This window comes from Methylobacterium sp. M6A4_1b (genome assembly GCF_053345175.1).
Window position 1 is genome coordinate 47,833 of record NZ_JBKEZQ010000014.1, and the last position, 13,769, is coordinate 61,601.

A 13,769-nucleotide genomic window follows, 5' to 3' on the forward strand; every position below is an offset into this window, starting at 1 on the left:
ATAGGAGACGCTTCGTGCGCATTGCCCAGATTGCTCCGCTTTCGGAGGCCGTACCCCCGAAGTTCTATGGCGGGACCGAGCGCGTGGTGTCGTGGATCACCGAGGAACTGGTCCGCCAGGGTCACGACGTCACCCTGTTCGCCAGCGGCGATTCGGAGACCTCCGCCAAGCTGGCGGCCTGCACGCCGGAGGGCCTGCGCCTCCTCGGCTACCGGGATCACACCGCGAGCCACCTCGCGATGCTCCACCACGTGCACAAGCGGGCGCACGAGTTCGACGTCCTGCACTTCCACATCGATCTCCTGCAATATCCGATGTTCGAGGACTTGAACCACAAGTGCCTCACGACGATGCACGGACGCCTCGACGTGCCGGACTTCATGCCCGTCTACCGCACCTTCACGGGCATGCCCCTGGTGTCGATCTCGGACAACCAGCGCGATCCGATGCCCGAGAACGTCAACTGGCTCTCGACCATCCACCACGGCCTTCCGGCCCAGAACTGCCCATTCTACCCGGAGTCGAAGGGCGGCTATCTGGCCTTCCTCGGCCGCATCTCGCCGGAGAAGCGCCCCGACCGGGCCATCGAGATGGCGATCCGCTCCGGCGTTCCGCTGAAGATCGCCGCGAAGGTCGACAAGGCCGACCAGGATTACTGGGACGAGGTCATCGAGCCGATGATCCACCATCCGCTCGTCGAGTTCATCGGCGAGATCAACGAGGAGCAGAAGAAGGACTTCCTCGGCAACGCCCTCGCCCTCGCTTTTCCGATCGACTGGCCGGAGCCCTTCGGCCTCGTGATGATCGAGGCGATGTCGGCCGGCACGCCGGTGATCGCCTTCCGCAACGGCTCCGTGCCGGAAGTCATCGCCGACGGCGTTTCGGGCGTCCTGTGCGACTCGATGGACGACGCGGTGGCAGCGGTTCACACGGTCAAGTCGATGAGCCGCGCCGGCGTGCGCAGGCACTTCGAGGGCAACTTCACCGCCGAGTGCATGGTCCGCAAGTACGTGGCCGCCTACGAGCGCCTGCTCGCCGGCGCGAACTCGGTGATCAAGCTGCCGCATGCCGGCGCCTTTTCCTCGCATTACGGCGAGATGAACGGGTCCGCCCTGCCCCAGATCTCCGTCGCCGCCATGCCCGCCTGATCGGGGCCGAGCCGGGCTCCGCCCGGCATCGGTTTTGCTCGCCGCCGGACTGGCCGGCGCCGCAAGATTGCCGCACTACCTCTGCCACTGAGGGCCGCCGCGCCGCATCATGCGACCGGCGGCCCTTTTGATTCGACCCCCCATTTCGGAGACGCTCAGGCATGGCAGCGGATACACTGAAGGCGACCTCCGAAACCGCGGCCGGGACGGCTGCGACCGAGACGCGGATCCCCCGCGGTTTCCAGGATGCCGACGAAGTCCTGCCGCAGTACCACATCGAGGCGCAGACCTCCCTGGTCGAGCGTCCGCTGCGCTCGCTGAAGTACGGCGAAGCCTTCGCGGTGCTCGACAGCTACGGCGATATCGGCGTGCTCCCCGGTCCCGAAGGCCTCTACTTCCAGGACACCCGCTACCTCTCGCGCCTGCACGTCACCATCGAGGATCAGCGCCCGCTGCTGTTGTCTTCCGTGATGCAGGACGACAACGGCGCCCTCAGCGTCGACATGACGACGCCCGACATCCGCATCGATGCCCATGACGAGACCACGATTCCTCGCGAGCTGATCGCGATCGAGCGCACCAAGTTCCTGTTCAAGGGCGCCTGCTACGATCGAATCGGCCTTCGCAACTATGATTCCCGGCACTGGCACCTCAAAATCGCGGTCACCTTCGATGCGGATTTCCGCGATCTCTTCGAAGTGCGCGGCATGGATCGCCCGGTGCGCGGCAAGCGCAGCGTTCAGGTGGCGAGCGAGTCCGAAGTCCAGTTCCGCTATGCCGGCCTCGACGAGGTCGTGCGCACGACGAGCCTGCATTTCGGGCCGAAGCCGCAGCACATCGAGCCGGGCCGGGCCGAGTTCGTCGTCTCCCTGCCGCCGGGCGGGCGCGCCTCGCTGTTCCTCCGGGCGGTCTTCGAATCCCACCGCGCCTTCACGAGCGCCCCGGCCGCCGAGCGCGTCGGCGAGGATGCGGCCGCCGGCCTGTCGCGCGCCGCCGGCAGCACCGCCGCCCCGCGCCATCCCAAAGGTCTGGCCGAGGGCGTCATCTTCGCGCGGGCCTACCGCGATTCGCGCCGCGATCTGCGGCAGCTCACCGCCGGCATCACCACGATCATCTCGTCGAACGACCAGTTCAACGAGGCCGCCTGCCGCGCCACGGCCGACCTCTACATGCTCGCGAGCCGCACCCCGGAGGGGATCTACCCCTTCGCCGGCATTCCCTGGTACTCCACGGTGTTCGGGCGCGACGGCATCATCACCGCCATGATGGCGCTTTGGATCGACCCGAATTTTGGCAAGGGCGTCCTGCGCTACCTCGCCTCGACCCAGGCCCAGGCCGTCGACCCGGCCGCCGACGCGCAGCCCGGCAAGGTGCTGCACGAGACGCGGCGCGGCGAGATGGCCATGCTCGGCGAAGTGCCGTTCCGGCATTACTACGGCACCATCGACGGCACGCCACTCTTCGTAATGCTGGCGTCGGAATACTACGCCGTCACCGGCGACCTCGAGACCGTCTCGGCGATCTGGCCGGCCCTGGAACTCGCCCTCACCTGGATGGACAAGTACGGCGACCGGGACGGCGACGGCTTCGTCGAGTATGCCCGCGACACCGACAAGGGCCTCGAGAATCAGGGCTGGAAGGACAGCCACGACTCGATCTTCCACACCGATGGCAACCTCGCGAAGGGGCCGATCGCGCTCTGTGAGGTCCAGGGCTACGTCTATGCCGCCAAGAACGGGGCGGCCAAGCTCGCCTCGCTCCTGGGTCACGACGATCTCGCGCAACGTCTCGGCAACGAGGCGCAGGTGCTGCGCGAGAACTTCGACAAGGCGTTCTGGTGCGAGGCGATCGGCACCTACGCCCTGGCCCTCGACGGCGAGAAGCGGCAATGCGCCGTGCGCTCGTCCAATGCCGGCCACGCGCTCTTCACCGGCATCGCCTTGCCGGAGCGGGCGGCGAGCGTCGCCGCCAACCTCCTGTCGAAGGACGGCTTCAATGGCTGGGGCGTGCGCACGATCGCCCGCGGCGAGGCGCGCTACAATCCGATGTCGTACCATAACGGCTCGATCTGGCCGCACGACAACGCGCTCATCGCCCTCGGACTGGCGCGCTACGACCTGAAGCCGGAAGCCTCGCGCATCTTCGAGGGGATGTTCGACACCGCCCTCTACCAGGACCAGAAGCGTCTGCCGGAGCTGTTCTGCGGCTTCATGCGGCGCCACCAGCGCGGCCCCGTCTCCTACCCGGTGGCCTGCTCGCCGCAGGCCTGGGCCGCGGCCGCGCCCTTCGCCTTCCTCGCGGCCTGCCTCGGGCTGGAGATCGACCACGACCGCAACCGGGTGCGCTTCCGCAATCCGACGCTTCCGCCCTTCCTCGACGGCGTCTCGATCTTCAACCTGAAGATCGGCACCTCGCGGGTGGACCTGCGCCTGCAGCGCTACGGGGAGGACGTGACGGTCAACGTCCTCCGGCGGACGGGCGACGCGCAGATCTCGCTGCTGAAGTAGGCCCCCGCGGGAACGGGCAGCGCCCCCATCGCGGGCGCTGCCCTGGAGGACCAGCGTCGGCTCGGCCCGGTGCACTCACGCCCCCGCTGCCGAGACGAGCGGGGTTCGCAGCGCAGCCGGCGCCGACCCGCCGCGATCGGTCCCGCCAACGAAAAACACCGCCTTCCAGGGAGGAAGACGGTGCATTCGTCGGATCAGACCACCAACGCGCGACTCAGCGCGGCGCCAGGATCATGATCATCTGCCGGCCCTCGAGCATCGGCTCGCTCTCGACCTTGGCGATTTCCTGGGTCTCGTTCTTCACCCGCTCGAGCAGGCGCAGGCCGATATCCTGGTGCGCCATCTCACGACCGCGGAAGCGCAGGGTCACCTTGACCTTGTCGCCCTCCTCGAAGAACCGGATCACGGCCTTCATCTTGGTGTCGTAGTCATGCTTGTCGATGCCGGGGCGGAGCTTGATCTCCTTGACCTCGACCGTCTTCTGCTTCTTGCGGGCTTCGTTCTGCTTCTTCTGCTCGTTGAAGCGGAAGCGGCCGTAATCGAGAAGCTTACAGACGGGAGGGACGGAGTTCGGTGCGATCTCGACGAGGTCGAGGCCCGCTTCCTCGGCCATGGCGATGGCGTCGAAGAAGGCGACGACGCCACGGTTCTGTCCGGTGTCGTCGATGAGCTGCACTTCGCGAACGCCGCGGATGTCCCGGTTGGCGCGCGGCCCGTCCTTCTGCGGAGCCGGCATAGCTCTCATAGGTCTACGAATGGCTTTGGTCTCCTAGTGAAACGACGAAACGGCAGCCTGCGAACCCGAACCCCGTTTGGGGTCGATCCTGGCCACCCATCGCTCGCGAAATTCGGTGCGACACCTTGGCTGAACTCTCGTGCAAGTCAACACGGTCGTCGCGGTTTGGTTCATTGGACGCAGCGATCAACCTCGCGGAGCCACCGCCCGGCCGGCGATGAGGTCGGCGTAGACGGCGAGCGTGTCGCCGACCATGCCTTCCAGGGAGAAGTGCGCCTCGACATGGGCCCGGCCGCGCCGGGTCATGGCATCGCGCGCACTCGCGCCGAGGGACAAGGCCTCCGTCAGCGCGTCGGCCAGGGCACGGGCGTCGCCGGGCGGCACCCGCCACCCGGTGCGCTGGGCCGCCGGAACCTCCGGGGGGGCCAGCACCGTCTCCGGTACGGCACCGAGATCCGAGACCACCACCGGCGTGCCCAGGGCCTGGGCCTCGACCGCGGAGCGTCCGAAGGCTTCGGGCTCCACCGATGGGACCGCGACGACGGAGGCCGCCCGGAAGGCGGCCGGCATGTCGGTGCAGTGCCCGACACGGTGCACGACGGCCTGGAGGCTGCGCGCCGCGATCAACGCGTCGAGCTCGCGCTCGTAGCCGACGCGTCCCTGCGGATCGCCGGCGAGCACGACGGCGACGTCGGTGACGCCGCGGTCGCGCATCAGCGCCGCTGCCTCGATCAGGACGCGCTGGCCCTTCCAGCCCGTGAGGCGCGCGGCGAGCAGCACCACCCGCTCGTGCGGGGCGACGCCCCAGGCGCGGCGCAGGGCCTCCACCCGCGATGGAAGGACAGCCGTGGGCGTGAACTGAGCCAGGTCGGTTCCGCGATGGATCACCCGCACCCGGTCGCCCGCCTGCTCCGGGTGCAGCGCACGGATGAGGTCGGCCGTGTAATGCGAATTGGCGATGACCACGTCGCCGCGCGCCATCACGGAGTTGTAGAGGACCTTCACGCCCGTCCGGCCGGAATAGCTGCCGTGATAGGTGGTGACGAAGGGCAGCTTCAGCCGCCGCGCGGCGCCGAGGGCGACCCAGGCCGGGGCCCGCGAGCGCGCGTGGACGATCTGCACGCCTTCGCGTCGGCACAGGCGCGCGAGGCGACCCACGTTCAGGGCCATCGCGAGCGGGTTCTTCGAAGCCGCGGGAAACGGCAGCCAGACCCCGCCCTTGGCCTGCAGCTCGCCGATCAGGCGGCCGCCCTCCGTGGCCACCAGCGCCCGGGCGCCGGCCGCCGCCAGGGCGGCTGCGACGTCGACGGTCGTGCGCTCGGCGCCGCCGGCATCGAGTTCCGGGACGATCTGCAGGATGGTCGCCCCGGCGAGGGGCGCCCGCTCGCTCGGGAAACGGCCGCGTCCGTCGCCGTTCATGACGGGCAAGCCGGAATGGCCCAGGGCCGGGGGAAGTGGCTCGAGCTGCTTACCCGAGGCGAACGGAGTCCGTCTTGCGTTTCGGTCATGCCGTGAGCTTGAACGCCGCGCTTTACGGCCCGGTAAACGAAATGCGAAGGCGAGGCATTCAATTCGATGCATCCCAGGGCGAGGGTTAACGAATGACGTCTGCGCAGGGCGAGGCTCCGGACTTCATCGAGGTCGGCACGGGAGCCGCGGCACGCCGGATCGCGGTACGGCGGCGGATGGGAGACGGTCCGCCTCTGGTCTGGCTCGGGGGCTTCCGCTCCGACATGGGCGCTACGAAGGCGATGGCCCTCGATGCCTGGGCCGCGCGAGAGGGCCGCGCCCTGATACGCTTCGACTATACGGGGCACGGCGAGTCGGGTGGCGTGTTCGCCGAGGCCACGATCTCCACCTGGCTCGCCGACGCGCAGGCGGTGATCGCCGCGCATGCAGCGGAACGGCCGATCCTGGTGGGATCGTCGATGGGCGGCTGGATCGCCTGCCTCGTCGCGCGCGCGCTCGTGCGACAGGGTCGACCGGCACCCTCGGGCCTCCTCCTGATCGCACCGGCCCTGGATTTCACCCAGAGCCTTCTGTGGGACCGGTTCCCGCCTGAGATCCGGGCGCAGATCGAACGAGACGGCGCCTGGTTCCGTCCGAGCGCCTACGATCCGAGTCCGGTCCCGATCACACACGCCCTCATCGAGGACGGGCGAAGCCACTGCCTTCTGGGAGATGCGTTCGATCCCGGCTGCCCGGTCCACATCCTGCAGGGCATGGACGACCCGGACGTGCCCTACACCCACGCTCTTCGCGTGGTGGAGAGACTGCCGAAGGCCGGCACCCTCCTCACCCTCATCGCCGACGGCGACCACCGCCTGTCGCGACCGCAGGATCTCGCGCGGCTGCTGGCGGCGGTGGCCGATATGCCGCCTAGTGCAGGCTGACCGTGTAGAGATCGTTGGCGGCGGCGTTGGCCACCACGGCATCCCGGGAATCGGCGAGCAGGATCGGGGCCCCGCTGGCGGAGAGGAGCGCGAACAGATCGAGTCCGGGGGTCAGGTCCGGCGCCTGCGGGAAGATGCGCTTCACTTCGTCCGAGCGGATGGCGCGCACGTAGGCGATGTGTCCCTCGCCGAGTGCCGCGAGATCGGCCACGTTGAACTCCGCCGGGTCGAGATCGGCCTGGGTGAGCGGATTGGTGTTGAACTCGGTCATGGACTGCCCTCCTTCTTGGCAGAGCGGTACACCGGGACCATGCCCGGCGGTCGATGTGGCGTCGAAGCCCGGGCGTCAGGCCTCGTCACGGGACGCGATGGCGATCTTGCGCACGATCCTGTCCGGTTCTGGCCGGGTCAGATCGATGGACAGCAGGCCGTTCGACAGGTCGGCACCCATCACCTCCATGCCGTCCGCGAGCAGGAAGGCGCGTTGAAACTGCCGCGCGGCAATGCCGCGGTGCAGGAACTGCCGGGTCTTGTCATCGACCTGCCGACCCCGCACGACGAGCTGGCTCTCCTCCAGCATCACGTCGAGCTGGTCGCGGGTGAAGCCTGCGACCGCCAGCGTGATGCGAAGGCGCTCCGGCTGATGCTCGGTGCGCGCCAGACGCTCGATGTTGTAGGGCGGATACCCGTCGTTGGCCGCCTTCGACACCCGGTCGAGGGCCTGCTCGATCTCATCGAACCCGAGGAGAAAGGGATGTCCGAACGGTGAGGGCCGGGTCGTCACGAACGCATGTCCTTCCAGCGAAGCCCGAAACAGAGTTTCATGAGGCACTTCGGCGATCGGGGCCCGCCTGGGCAGCACCCCTCCCGGCGATGTCGCGCCGGTCCTCGCGATATGGAGACCGCTCCCGGGCGCATCAAGGGCCCGGACCCTCGGGCGCAGGGCCCCGTTACCCCCTGAGGCCTCAGGTGTTTTCGGCAATCCGGATCGGGACCGTTCGGCAGACGACGAGCTTAGCCGCATGCAGGCCCCGAGTAACAGTTTGGAATTCCTCTGATATTCGGCCCGGAGCTTGATCTGCGGTCGGGTCCTCGGATATGCCCACCCCGCATCAGTCAGCGCACGGATCGCGGTTCTCGGACCACGCCCCTCGGCATTGGCGAACCCGAATCGGGACTGGGCTGGACCGTCGCGACACCGCGCCGGACCAGGCCCTGCCCGGGAACCGGACGAGCGTCGCGGCTGGCGGCGAGGACCTTTGGCGGAGTGCGCGGCGTGATCGGAGAACGGCCCTTGCGGAGGAACGTGCGGAGGAATCGGTTCGTCGTGGCGCGGCCTGCCGCCTCCCTTCTCGCATCCCTGACGATGCTTGCGGGCCTGGCCACGGCGGCCGCCGCCCAGGAGAGCAAGGCCGCGGCCCCGCCCCTGAAGCTCGAACTGAACCGCCTGGAGCCGGCCGGCGACGCCTGCCGGACCTACCTCCTCGTGGACAACAGCCGCGGTCCGGCTTTGAAATCCCTGAAGGTCGACCTCTTCGCGTTCGACCCCGAGGGCATCGCCCAGAAGCGCCTCTCCGTGGAACTGGGACCGGTGCAGGACCGCAAGACCATGGTCCGCCTCTTCGACTTCCCCGGCATCGCCTGCCCGAAGATCAGCCGCCTGCTCCTCAACGACGTCCTCGCCTGCGAGGGTGGCGAGGCCAGCCGCGAGACCTGCCTCGATCGCATCGAGACCGAGAGCAAGACGCCCGCCGCCTTCGTGCGCTGATCGGCGCATCCGAAACCCACGACACCGTCCGCGCGCCGAACACCGCCCCCATCGAGAGAGACCGCCATGGATCCGACCGCCGCACCGGCCGAAGTCGCCCACGACTTTTCCTTCATCGGACTGTTCCTGCAGGCCGATCCGATCGTGAAGGGCGTGATGATCCTGCTCGTGGTCGCCTCGATCGCGTGCTGGACCGTGGTGTTCGAGAAGATCGTGCGGATCGCCGCCGCCAAGCGTCAGGCCAAGGCCTTCGACGTGCTGGTGCGCTCCGGCGGGGCGCTCGAATCCTCGGGCGGCGGCATCGACGCCCAGATCACGGGGGCGGCCGTCGAGGCCTGGCGCGACCAGGATGCCAGCGAGACCCGGGCCGAGCGTCGCGACCGCATCGAGCGCGCCATGCGCGCGACGCTCACCAGCCGGATCAAGCGCCTCCAGACCGGCCTGCCGCTCCTGGCCACCGCAGGCTCGACCGCGCCGTTCATCGGCCTGTTCGGCACGGTCTGGGGCATCATGAACTCCTTCTCGTCGATCGCGAAGAGCCAGGACACCTCGTTGGCCGTGGTGGCGCCGGGCATCGCCGAGGCGCTGTTCGCCACCGCCATCGGCCTCATCGTCGCGATCCCGGCGGTGATGGCCTACAACAAGCTCATCAACGATGTCGGCCGGGTCCAGTCGAGCTTCGTGTCCAGCATCGGCATCCTCGGCAACCGCCTCGCGCGCGACCGCACCGTGCATGGGCGCGCCGCCGCCGCCGAGTGACCGTTCCGTCCTGACCGATACCTGTCTCACCGAGACCCGCTTCACCAAGACCTGTTTCACCGAGACCTGCTTCGGCGCCGCGCGAGCGCCGATTCCCGACAGCAACCTGTGCGGCGGACCGGCCTGATCGCCATCCGCCCTGGCCCCGGAGGGCCGCTCCACGATGGCAATGGGTTCGATCCGCGCCGGCGGCGGCGACGACGAGGACGGCCTCGACGCGGCGCCGATGTCCGAGATCAACGTCACCCCGATGGTCGACGTGATGCTCGTGCTGCTGATCATCTTCATGGTGGCCGCCCCCCTGATGACCACGGGCGTACCGGTGCAGCTGCCCAAGACCACGGCCCAGAAGGTCGCCCAGGCCAAGAAGCCGCTGGAGATCTCCATCGACAAGGACGGCAAGCCCTACCTCGCCAAGGAGGAGCTGACCCCGGACGCGATCATGCCGCGCCTGCGTGCCCTGGCGGCTCAAGATCCCACCCAGGTGATGCTGGTGCGCGGCGACCGCGACGTGCCCTACGGCAAGATCATGGAGGTGATGGGTCTCGTCGGTCAGGCCGGATTCACCAAGGTCTCGCTGATCGCCCAGTCCCCCGGCGGGGCTCTGCCCTCGGCTCCGGCCGCCGCTCCGGCCCCCGCCGGCGGAACGCCGCAGTAATCCATGAACGCCCTGCATCCCAACAGCGCCTTCGTGACGACCGCCGAGCCGGAGCAGCGCGGCCCGTCCGGACTCACCGCCGCCTTCCTCGCCGCCCTCGCCCTGCACGTCGCGGCGCTCGTCGGCATGGCGCTGTTCGGCACGGCGCCGACCACGCCCCCGGGCGAGAACGTCGTCACGATCGATCTGGCGCCGCAGATGACGGAGGCGAACACCCAGGCGCCGGCCGAACAGGCGGCGCAGGCGCCGGCCCCGCCCGAGGCGAACCCGGTGGAGACGCCGGAGGCCGTTCCGGTGACGAAGCCCCTGGAGACCACCGAGGTGACGCCCCCCGAGGCGACCGTCCCGCCGCCGCCGGACGCGACGCCGGTCGCGCCCGAGGCCACCACCATGGCCGAGCCGCCGGAGGCTCCGGTCACGCCACCCGTGGAAGCGGTGGCCGAGCCGCCGCCCGAGGATCAGGTGATCACCTCGACCGCGCCGGAAGCCCCGGCCCTCGCGCCGCCCCCGCCGACGGTCGCCGAGGCCCCGAAGCCCGTGGAGGTGGAGAAGCCGAAGCCCGACATGGCCAAGATTCTCGAGGCCAAGCGCGAGGCCAAGCGGAAGGCCGACCGCGAGGCGCGCCTGAAGGCCGAGCAGGAAGAGCGCCGCGAGGCGGTCGCCGAGGCTCGGCGCGAGGCCGCCAAGGAGGCCAAGGCGAAGGCCGCCAAGGAAGCCGCCCGCCGGGCGTCGGCCGCAGCGAGCGAGGGGCGCGCCCAGCAGAACTCGGCCTCCGCCTCGCGCCAGAGCAGCGCCGGCGCCGCCGCCGGCGGGAACGATCCGAACGCCCTTCGGGCCTGGCAGGGCATGCTGAGTTCGGCGATCCGGGGCCGGATGAACGCGAACGCGGCGGCCGGAACCAGCGGTGGTGTCGCCGTCGTCCGGTTCACCGTGTCCCGCTCCGGCCAGGTCCTGAGTTCGGGCCTGGCCAGCAGCAGCGGCGTCGGCGCCATCGACAGCGCGGCCCTCGCGACGGTGCGCGGCTCCCTGCCGCCGGCGCCGGCCGGCATCGCGCTGAACAGCCTCGCCGTCACCGTGCCCCTGCGCTTCAGCCCCGGCCGCTGATCGCGGCCGACGGGAGGCCGCCGTGGCCGTTTGGTTCACCAGCGACACGCATTTCGGCGATCCGCGCATCCTGCGGATCGACAAGCGGCCTTATCCGGACCTCGCGGCCCACGATGCCGCGCTGATCGCCGCCTGGAATGCCGTGGTGGGACCCGAGGACGAAGTCTGGCACCTCGGCGACTTCGCCCTCGGCCCCTCCGACGCCCGCATCGCCGAGATCCTGGCGGCCCTGCCGGGCGTGAAGCACCTCGTCGTCGGCAACAATGACGGACCCGGGACGCTGCGGGCCGCCGGCTGGGCCTCGGTCTCGCATTATGCCGAGGTCACCGTGGATGCACGCCGCCTCGTGCTCTGCCACTACGCCTTCCGGACCTGGAACGGGATCGGGCGCGGTGCCCTCAACCTGCATGGGCACTCCCACAACAAGCTGAAGCCGATCCCCCGGCAGTACGACGTCGGCGTCGACGCGCAGGGAGCGTCACCCGTCTCCCTCGCCGCGATCCTGGTGTCACGCCGGCGACGGACGGCACCGCACAAAATCGTGGAACCTTAGCGGTGGGTTTGCCGTTTCCGGAACCTGAACGCGAGATGAGCGCCATCATCCAGAACAATCTTGGAGATGTCGGTCGTGATCTTGCGGACACTCTCGAACGTTCGATGAAGTCAGTTCACCGGCCGCACGCTCAGTGTCCCCATCTTCAGGTGTCCTCATGCGTCAATCGCTTCGACTTCCCCTCGCCGCCACCCTGCTTGTGAGCCTCGCGGCCCCTGCCCTCGCGGCACCGGCCTGCCTCGATGCCCAGCGCAAGATCGATGAAGCCAACGCCCTGCGCTACCAGTTCCGCCAGGAGGCCCGACTCGGCAACCACGACCGCGCCTGCGACACCCTCGACGAGATCGGCGACCGCTACGCCGATGCGCGTGACGCGTTCGAGGATTGCGGCGCGGGCGTCATCGCCATCGACCTGCGCAGCGAGTCGCGTGCCCTGCGCGTCGCCAAGCGCGCCCATCGCTGCGACTGATCGCGTGCGGGTCCGCACGCCCGACCGCCGCGCTTCGTTTCACTGTGAACTCACACGCGGCCGATGATTCGCCGCCAAGGTCAGACATCATGAACACCATCGCCGCCCTCGACCTGAACAGCACGGATCGCAGCCTCTCCACCGGCCCGTCCTTCGCGGCCGCCCTCTGCGGCTTCGTCAGCACCACCGTGGCGACCACGATGGTGATGTTCCTGATCAGCAGCATCTGAGACGCGGCGCCGTCTCAGGGGGCGACGAACCAGAACCGGCGCTTCGAGAACAGCATGTCCGGCTGGCCGACCACCGCAGCCTGTCGGCAGCCCGGATCGGGGCGAGGTGCGTCCGGCGACTTCGCCGCCGGCATCATCAGGGCGCTGGAAACGGGAAAGAGGCCGAGCTTGGCCTGGACGGCCGGCTGGCGGACGGCGGAGATCGTGACGAGTCCGACCAGCAACCCGCCCGCGACCGTACCGAGAACGAAATTCATCATGTGGTGGAATCCGGCATCCCGCGCGTGACCCGCGCGGACGCCCGCTCTCCCTCTTCGCATATCCCGGCATGATTACGGCACGGATCGATCTTACGATCCCTTAACAATCGAATGCCTAAGGTCTCCTCCGCGCCCCGAATCAGGTCTGCGCCGTTGAAGGAGGATCCAGCGATGTCGTACGGCGCCAGCGCCTATGCCCGGGTTGCACAGACCGCATTGTCGCCGCGCGAGGCGGAAGCCGCCGTGCTGATCAAGGCCGCGACCCGCCTCCAGGCGATCCAGACCGACTGGACCAATCAGGCGCCCGCCCTGAACGAAGCGCTGAACTTCAACCAGAAGGTCTGGACCATCATCGCCGGGGCCGCCACCGCGCCCGAGAGCCCGCTGCCGATCGAGATCAAGAACAACATCGCCGAGCTCTCGACCTTCGTCTTCAAGCGGATGATCGATACGCTGATCGAGCCGAGCGCCGAGAAGCTCTCCGCCCTCATCAGCATCAACCAGAACATCGCCGCCGGCCTGCGCATGTAGGCCGCGCCACGGCAGGACCCAAATCGAAAGAGCCCGCCGCTTCCCAGCGGCGGGCTCTTTCGATTCGCCACCGTTCTTCCGCGCGTCACCCCTCGGACGCAGCGGGGGGCGCCAGCCTCTCGGCCAGCGACTGCTCGTACTGGATCAGCTCCTTGCAGCGCTTCAGCGCGCGGTAGAGGTCGCGCGCGGCGATGAAGTCGTGAATGTCGCGCAGGTAGGGCGCCATGCTGGGCGCCGCCGCGATGAGCGCGTTGGCCTGGGTGATGAACAGGTCCTCCGCCTCCGGCGTGACCTCGGCGAGGTACATCACCGTCAGCGTCACGTAGAGGCGCTTGCAGGCGGTATCGGCCTCGCTCTCCAGGATGATGTCGCTCTCGCGCAGGAACTTCGTCACGGTCTCGATGACGAAGCTGGAGCGGCGGGACCCGTTGCGGATCGCCGTGCCCCCGATCAGCAGGCGCTCGAACGGCTTGAGCTCGATCTTCAGGGGCATGGCGACACTCGTTCCGGACCTCCCCCGCACCTTCACCGATCTTGGTTAACAAGATCTCAACGGCGCCGTTGCCTCGGACGGCCAACGCTTTGAAGAAAAAGAGACTTTTTCAAACCATCCGCAATCGACCGATCGCCGTAAGCTTTTGTTCGGTGCGCCT

17 protein-coding genes are annotated in these 13,769 nt (G+C 68.8%); 11 read left to right on the top strand and 6 right to left on the bottom strand.

Annotated features, from left to right (window positions below):
- The first annotated feature begins 14 nt into the window (after positions 1 to 14).
- Positions 15 to 1,148: a glycosyltransferase family 4 protein gene (locus ACLBWX_RS14885; protein WP_447677805.1), complete on the top strand. Its 1,134-nt coding sequence runs from the start codon at positions 15 to 17 to the stop codon at positions 1,146 to 1,148.
- A gap of 161 nt (positions 1,149 to 1,309) precedes the next feature.
- Entirely contained in the window at positions 1,310 to 3,655 is a 2,346-nt protein-coding gene (locus ACLBWX_RS14890) for an amylo-alpha-1,6-glucosidase (RefSeq protein ID WP_447677806.1), read from the top strand.
- Positions 3,656 to 3,869: 214 nt separating this feature from the next.
- Here the strand turns inward: ACLBWX_RS14890 and infC are convergent, their stop codons facing one another.
- Positions 3,870 to 4,391: a translation initiation factor IF-3 gene (infC, locus tag ACLBWX_RS14895; RefSeq protein WP_238280755.1), complete on the bottom strand. Its 522-nt coding sequence runs from the start codon at positions 4,389 to 4,391 to the stop codon at positions 3,870 to 3,872.
- Between the two features lie 186 nt (positions 4,392 to 4,577).
- Positions 4,578 to 5,810 (bottom strand): glycosyltransferase family 4 protein, encoded by a 1,233-nt coding sequence (locus tag ACLBWX_RS14900; RefSeq protein WP_447677807.1) that lies wholly within the window; start codon positions 5,808 to 5,810, stop codon positions 4,578 to 4,580.
- 182 nt (positions 5,811 to 5,992) lie between these two features.
- Here ACLBWX_RS14900 and ACLBWX_RS14905 point away from each other — a divergent pair, with 182 nt between their 5' ends.
- On the top strand, positions 5,993 to 6,784 hold the full coding sequence (locus ACLBWX_RS14905; RefSeq protein WP_447677808.1) for an alpha/beta hydrolase: 792 nt from the start codon (positions 5,993 to 5,995) through the stop codon (positions 6,782 to 6,784).
- On the opposite strand, the gene ACLBWX_RS14910 is transcribed toward ACLBWX_RS14905, so the two are convergent.
- Entirely contained in the window at positions 6,771 to 7,055 is a 285-nt protein-coding gene (locus ACLBWX_RS14910) for a BQ00720 family protein (RefSeq protein ID WP_055947330.1), read from the bottom strand. The two genes, ACLBWX_RS14905 and ACLBWX_RS14910, sit on opposite strands and share 14 nt — an antisense overlap.
- Before the next feature lie 75 nt (positions 7,056 to 7,130).
- Positions 7,131 to 7,568: an Hsp20 family protein gene (locus ACLBWX_RS14915; RefSeq protein WP_056214570.1), complete on the bottom strand. Its 438-nt coding sequence runs from the start codon at positions 7,566 to 7,568 to the stop codon at positions 7,131 to 7,133.
- 582 nt (positions 7,569 to 8,150) lie between these two features.
- Here ACLBWX_RS14915 and ACLBWX_RS14920 point away from each other — a divergent pair.
- The 7 genes from ACLBWX_RS14920 (at position 8,151) to ACLBWX_RS14950 (ending at position 12,325) form a co-directional block, all read left to right on the top strand.
- On the top strand, positions 8,151 to 8,552 hold the full coding sequence (locus tag ACLBWX_RS14920; RefSeq protein ID WP_447677866.1) for a Tat pathway signal protein: 402 nt from the start codon (positions 8,151 to 8,153) through the stop codon (positions 8,550 to 8,552).
- A gap of 66 nt (positions 8,553 to 8,618) precedes the next feature.
- The gene (locus ACLBWX_RS14925) at positions 8,619 to 9,311 is read left to right on the top strand and encodes a MotA/TolQ/ExbB proton channel family protein (RefSeq protein WP_447677809.1); all 693 of its coding nucleotides are present in this window, start codon (positions 8,619 to 8,621) and stop codon (positions 9,309 to 9,311) included.
- 163 nt (positions 9,312 to 9,474) lie between these two features.
- Positions 9,475 to 9,969 (top strand): protein TolR, encoded by a 495-nt coding sequence (tolR, locus tag ACLBWX_RS14930; protein WP_447677810.1) that lies wholly within the window; start codon positions 9,475 to 9,477, stop codon positions 9,967 to 9,969.
- A 3-nt stretch (positions 9,970 to 9,972) separates the two neighbouring features.
- Positions 9,973 to 11,073 carry an energy transducer TonB family protein gene (locus ACLBWX_RS14935; RefSeq protein ID WP_447677811.1) on the top strand — a complete coding sequence of 367 codons (1,101 nt, stop codon included), beginning with the start codon at positions 9,973 to 9,975 and terminating at the stop codon, positions 11,071 to 11,073.
- A 22-nt stretch (positions 11,074 to 11,095) separates the two neighbouring features.
- Entirely contained in the window at positions 11,096 to 11,626 is a 531-nt protein-coding gene (locus ACLBWX_RS14940) for a metallophosphoesterase family protein (protein WP_447677812.1), read from the top strand.
- A 157-nt stretch (positions 11,627 to 11,783) separates the two neighbouring features.
- Positions 11,784 to 12,095 carry a hypothetical protein gene (locus ACLBWX_RS14945; RefSeq protein WP_447677813.1) on the top strand — a complete coding sequence of 104 codons (312 nt, stop codon included), beginning with the start codon at positions 11,784 to 11,786 and terminating at the stop codon, positions 12,093 to 12,095.
- Positions 12,096 to 12,184: 89 nt separating this feature from the next.
- Positions 12,185 to 12,325 (top strand): hypothetical protein, encoded by a 141-nt coding sequence (locus tag ACLBWX_RS14950; protein ID WP_447677868.1) that lies wholly within the window; start codon positions 12,185 to 12,187, stop codon positions 12,323 to 12,325.
- Between the two features lie 14 nt (positions 12,326 to 12,339).
- Here the strand turns inward: ACLBWX_RS14950 and ACLBWX_RS14955 are convergent, their stop codons facing one another.
- Positions 12,340 to 12,585: a hypothetical protein gene (locus ACLBWX_RS14955; RefSeq protein ID WP_447677814.1), complete on the bottom strand. Its 246-nt coding sequence runs from the start codon at positions 12,583 to 12,585 to the stop codon at positions 12,340 to 12,342.
- Positions 12,586 to 12,756: 171 nt separating this feature from the next.
- Here ACLBWX_RS14955 and flaF point away from each other — a divergent pair, with 171 nt between their 5' ends.
- Positions 12,757 to 13,116, top strand: a complete 360-nt coding sequence (gene flaF / locus ACLBWX_RS14960) for a flagellar biosynthesis regulator FlaF (protein WP_055947312.1) — start codon at positions 12,757 to 12,759, stop codon at positions 13,114 to 13,116.
- An 85-nt stretch (positions 13,117 to 13,201) separates the two neighbouring features.
- Here flaF and ACLBWX_RS14965 read toward each other — a convergent pair whose 3' ends face one another.
- Positions 13,202 to 13,609: a flagellar biosynthesis repressor FlbT gene (locus ACLBWX_RS14965; protein ID WP_447677815.1), complete on the bottom strand. Its 408-nt coding sequence runs from the start codon at positions 13,607 to 13,609 to the stop codon at positions 13,202 to 13,204.
- Between the last annotated feature and the right edge of the window lie 160 nt (positions 13,610 to 13,769).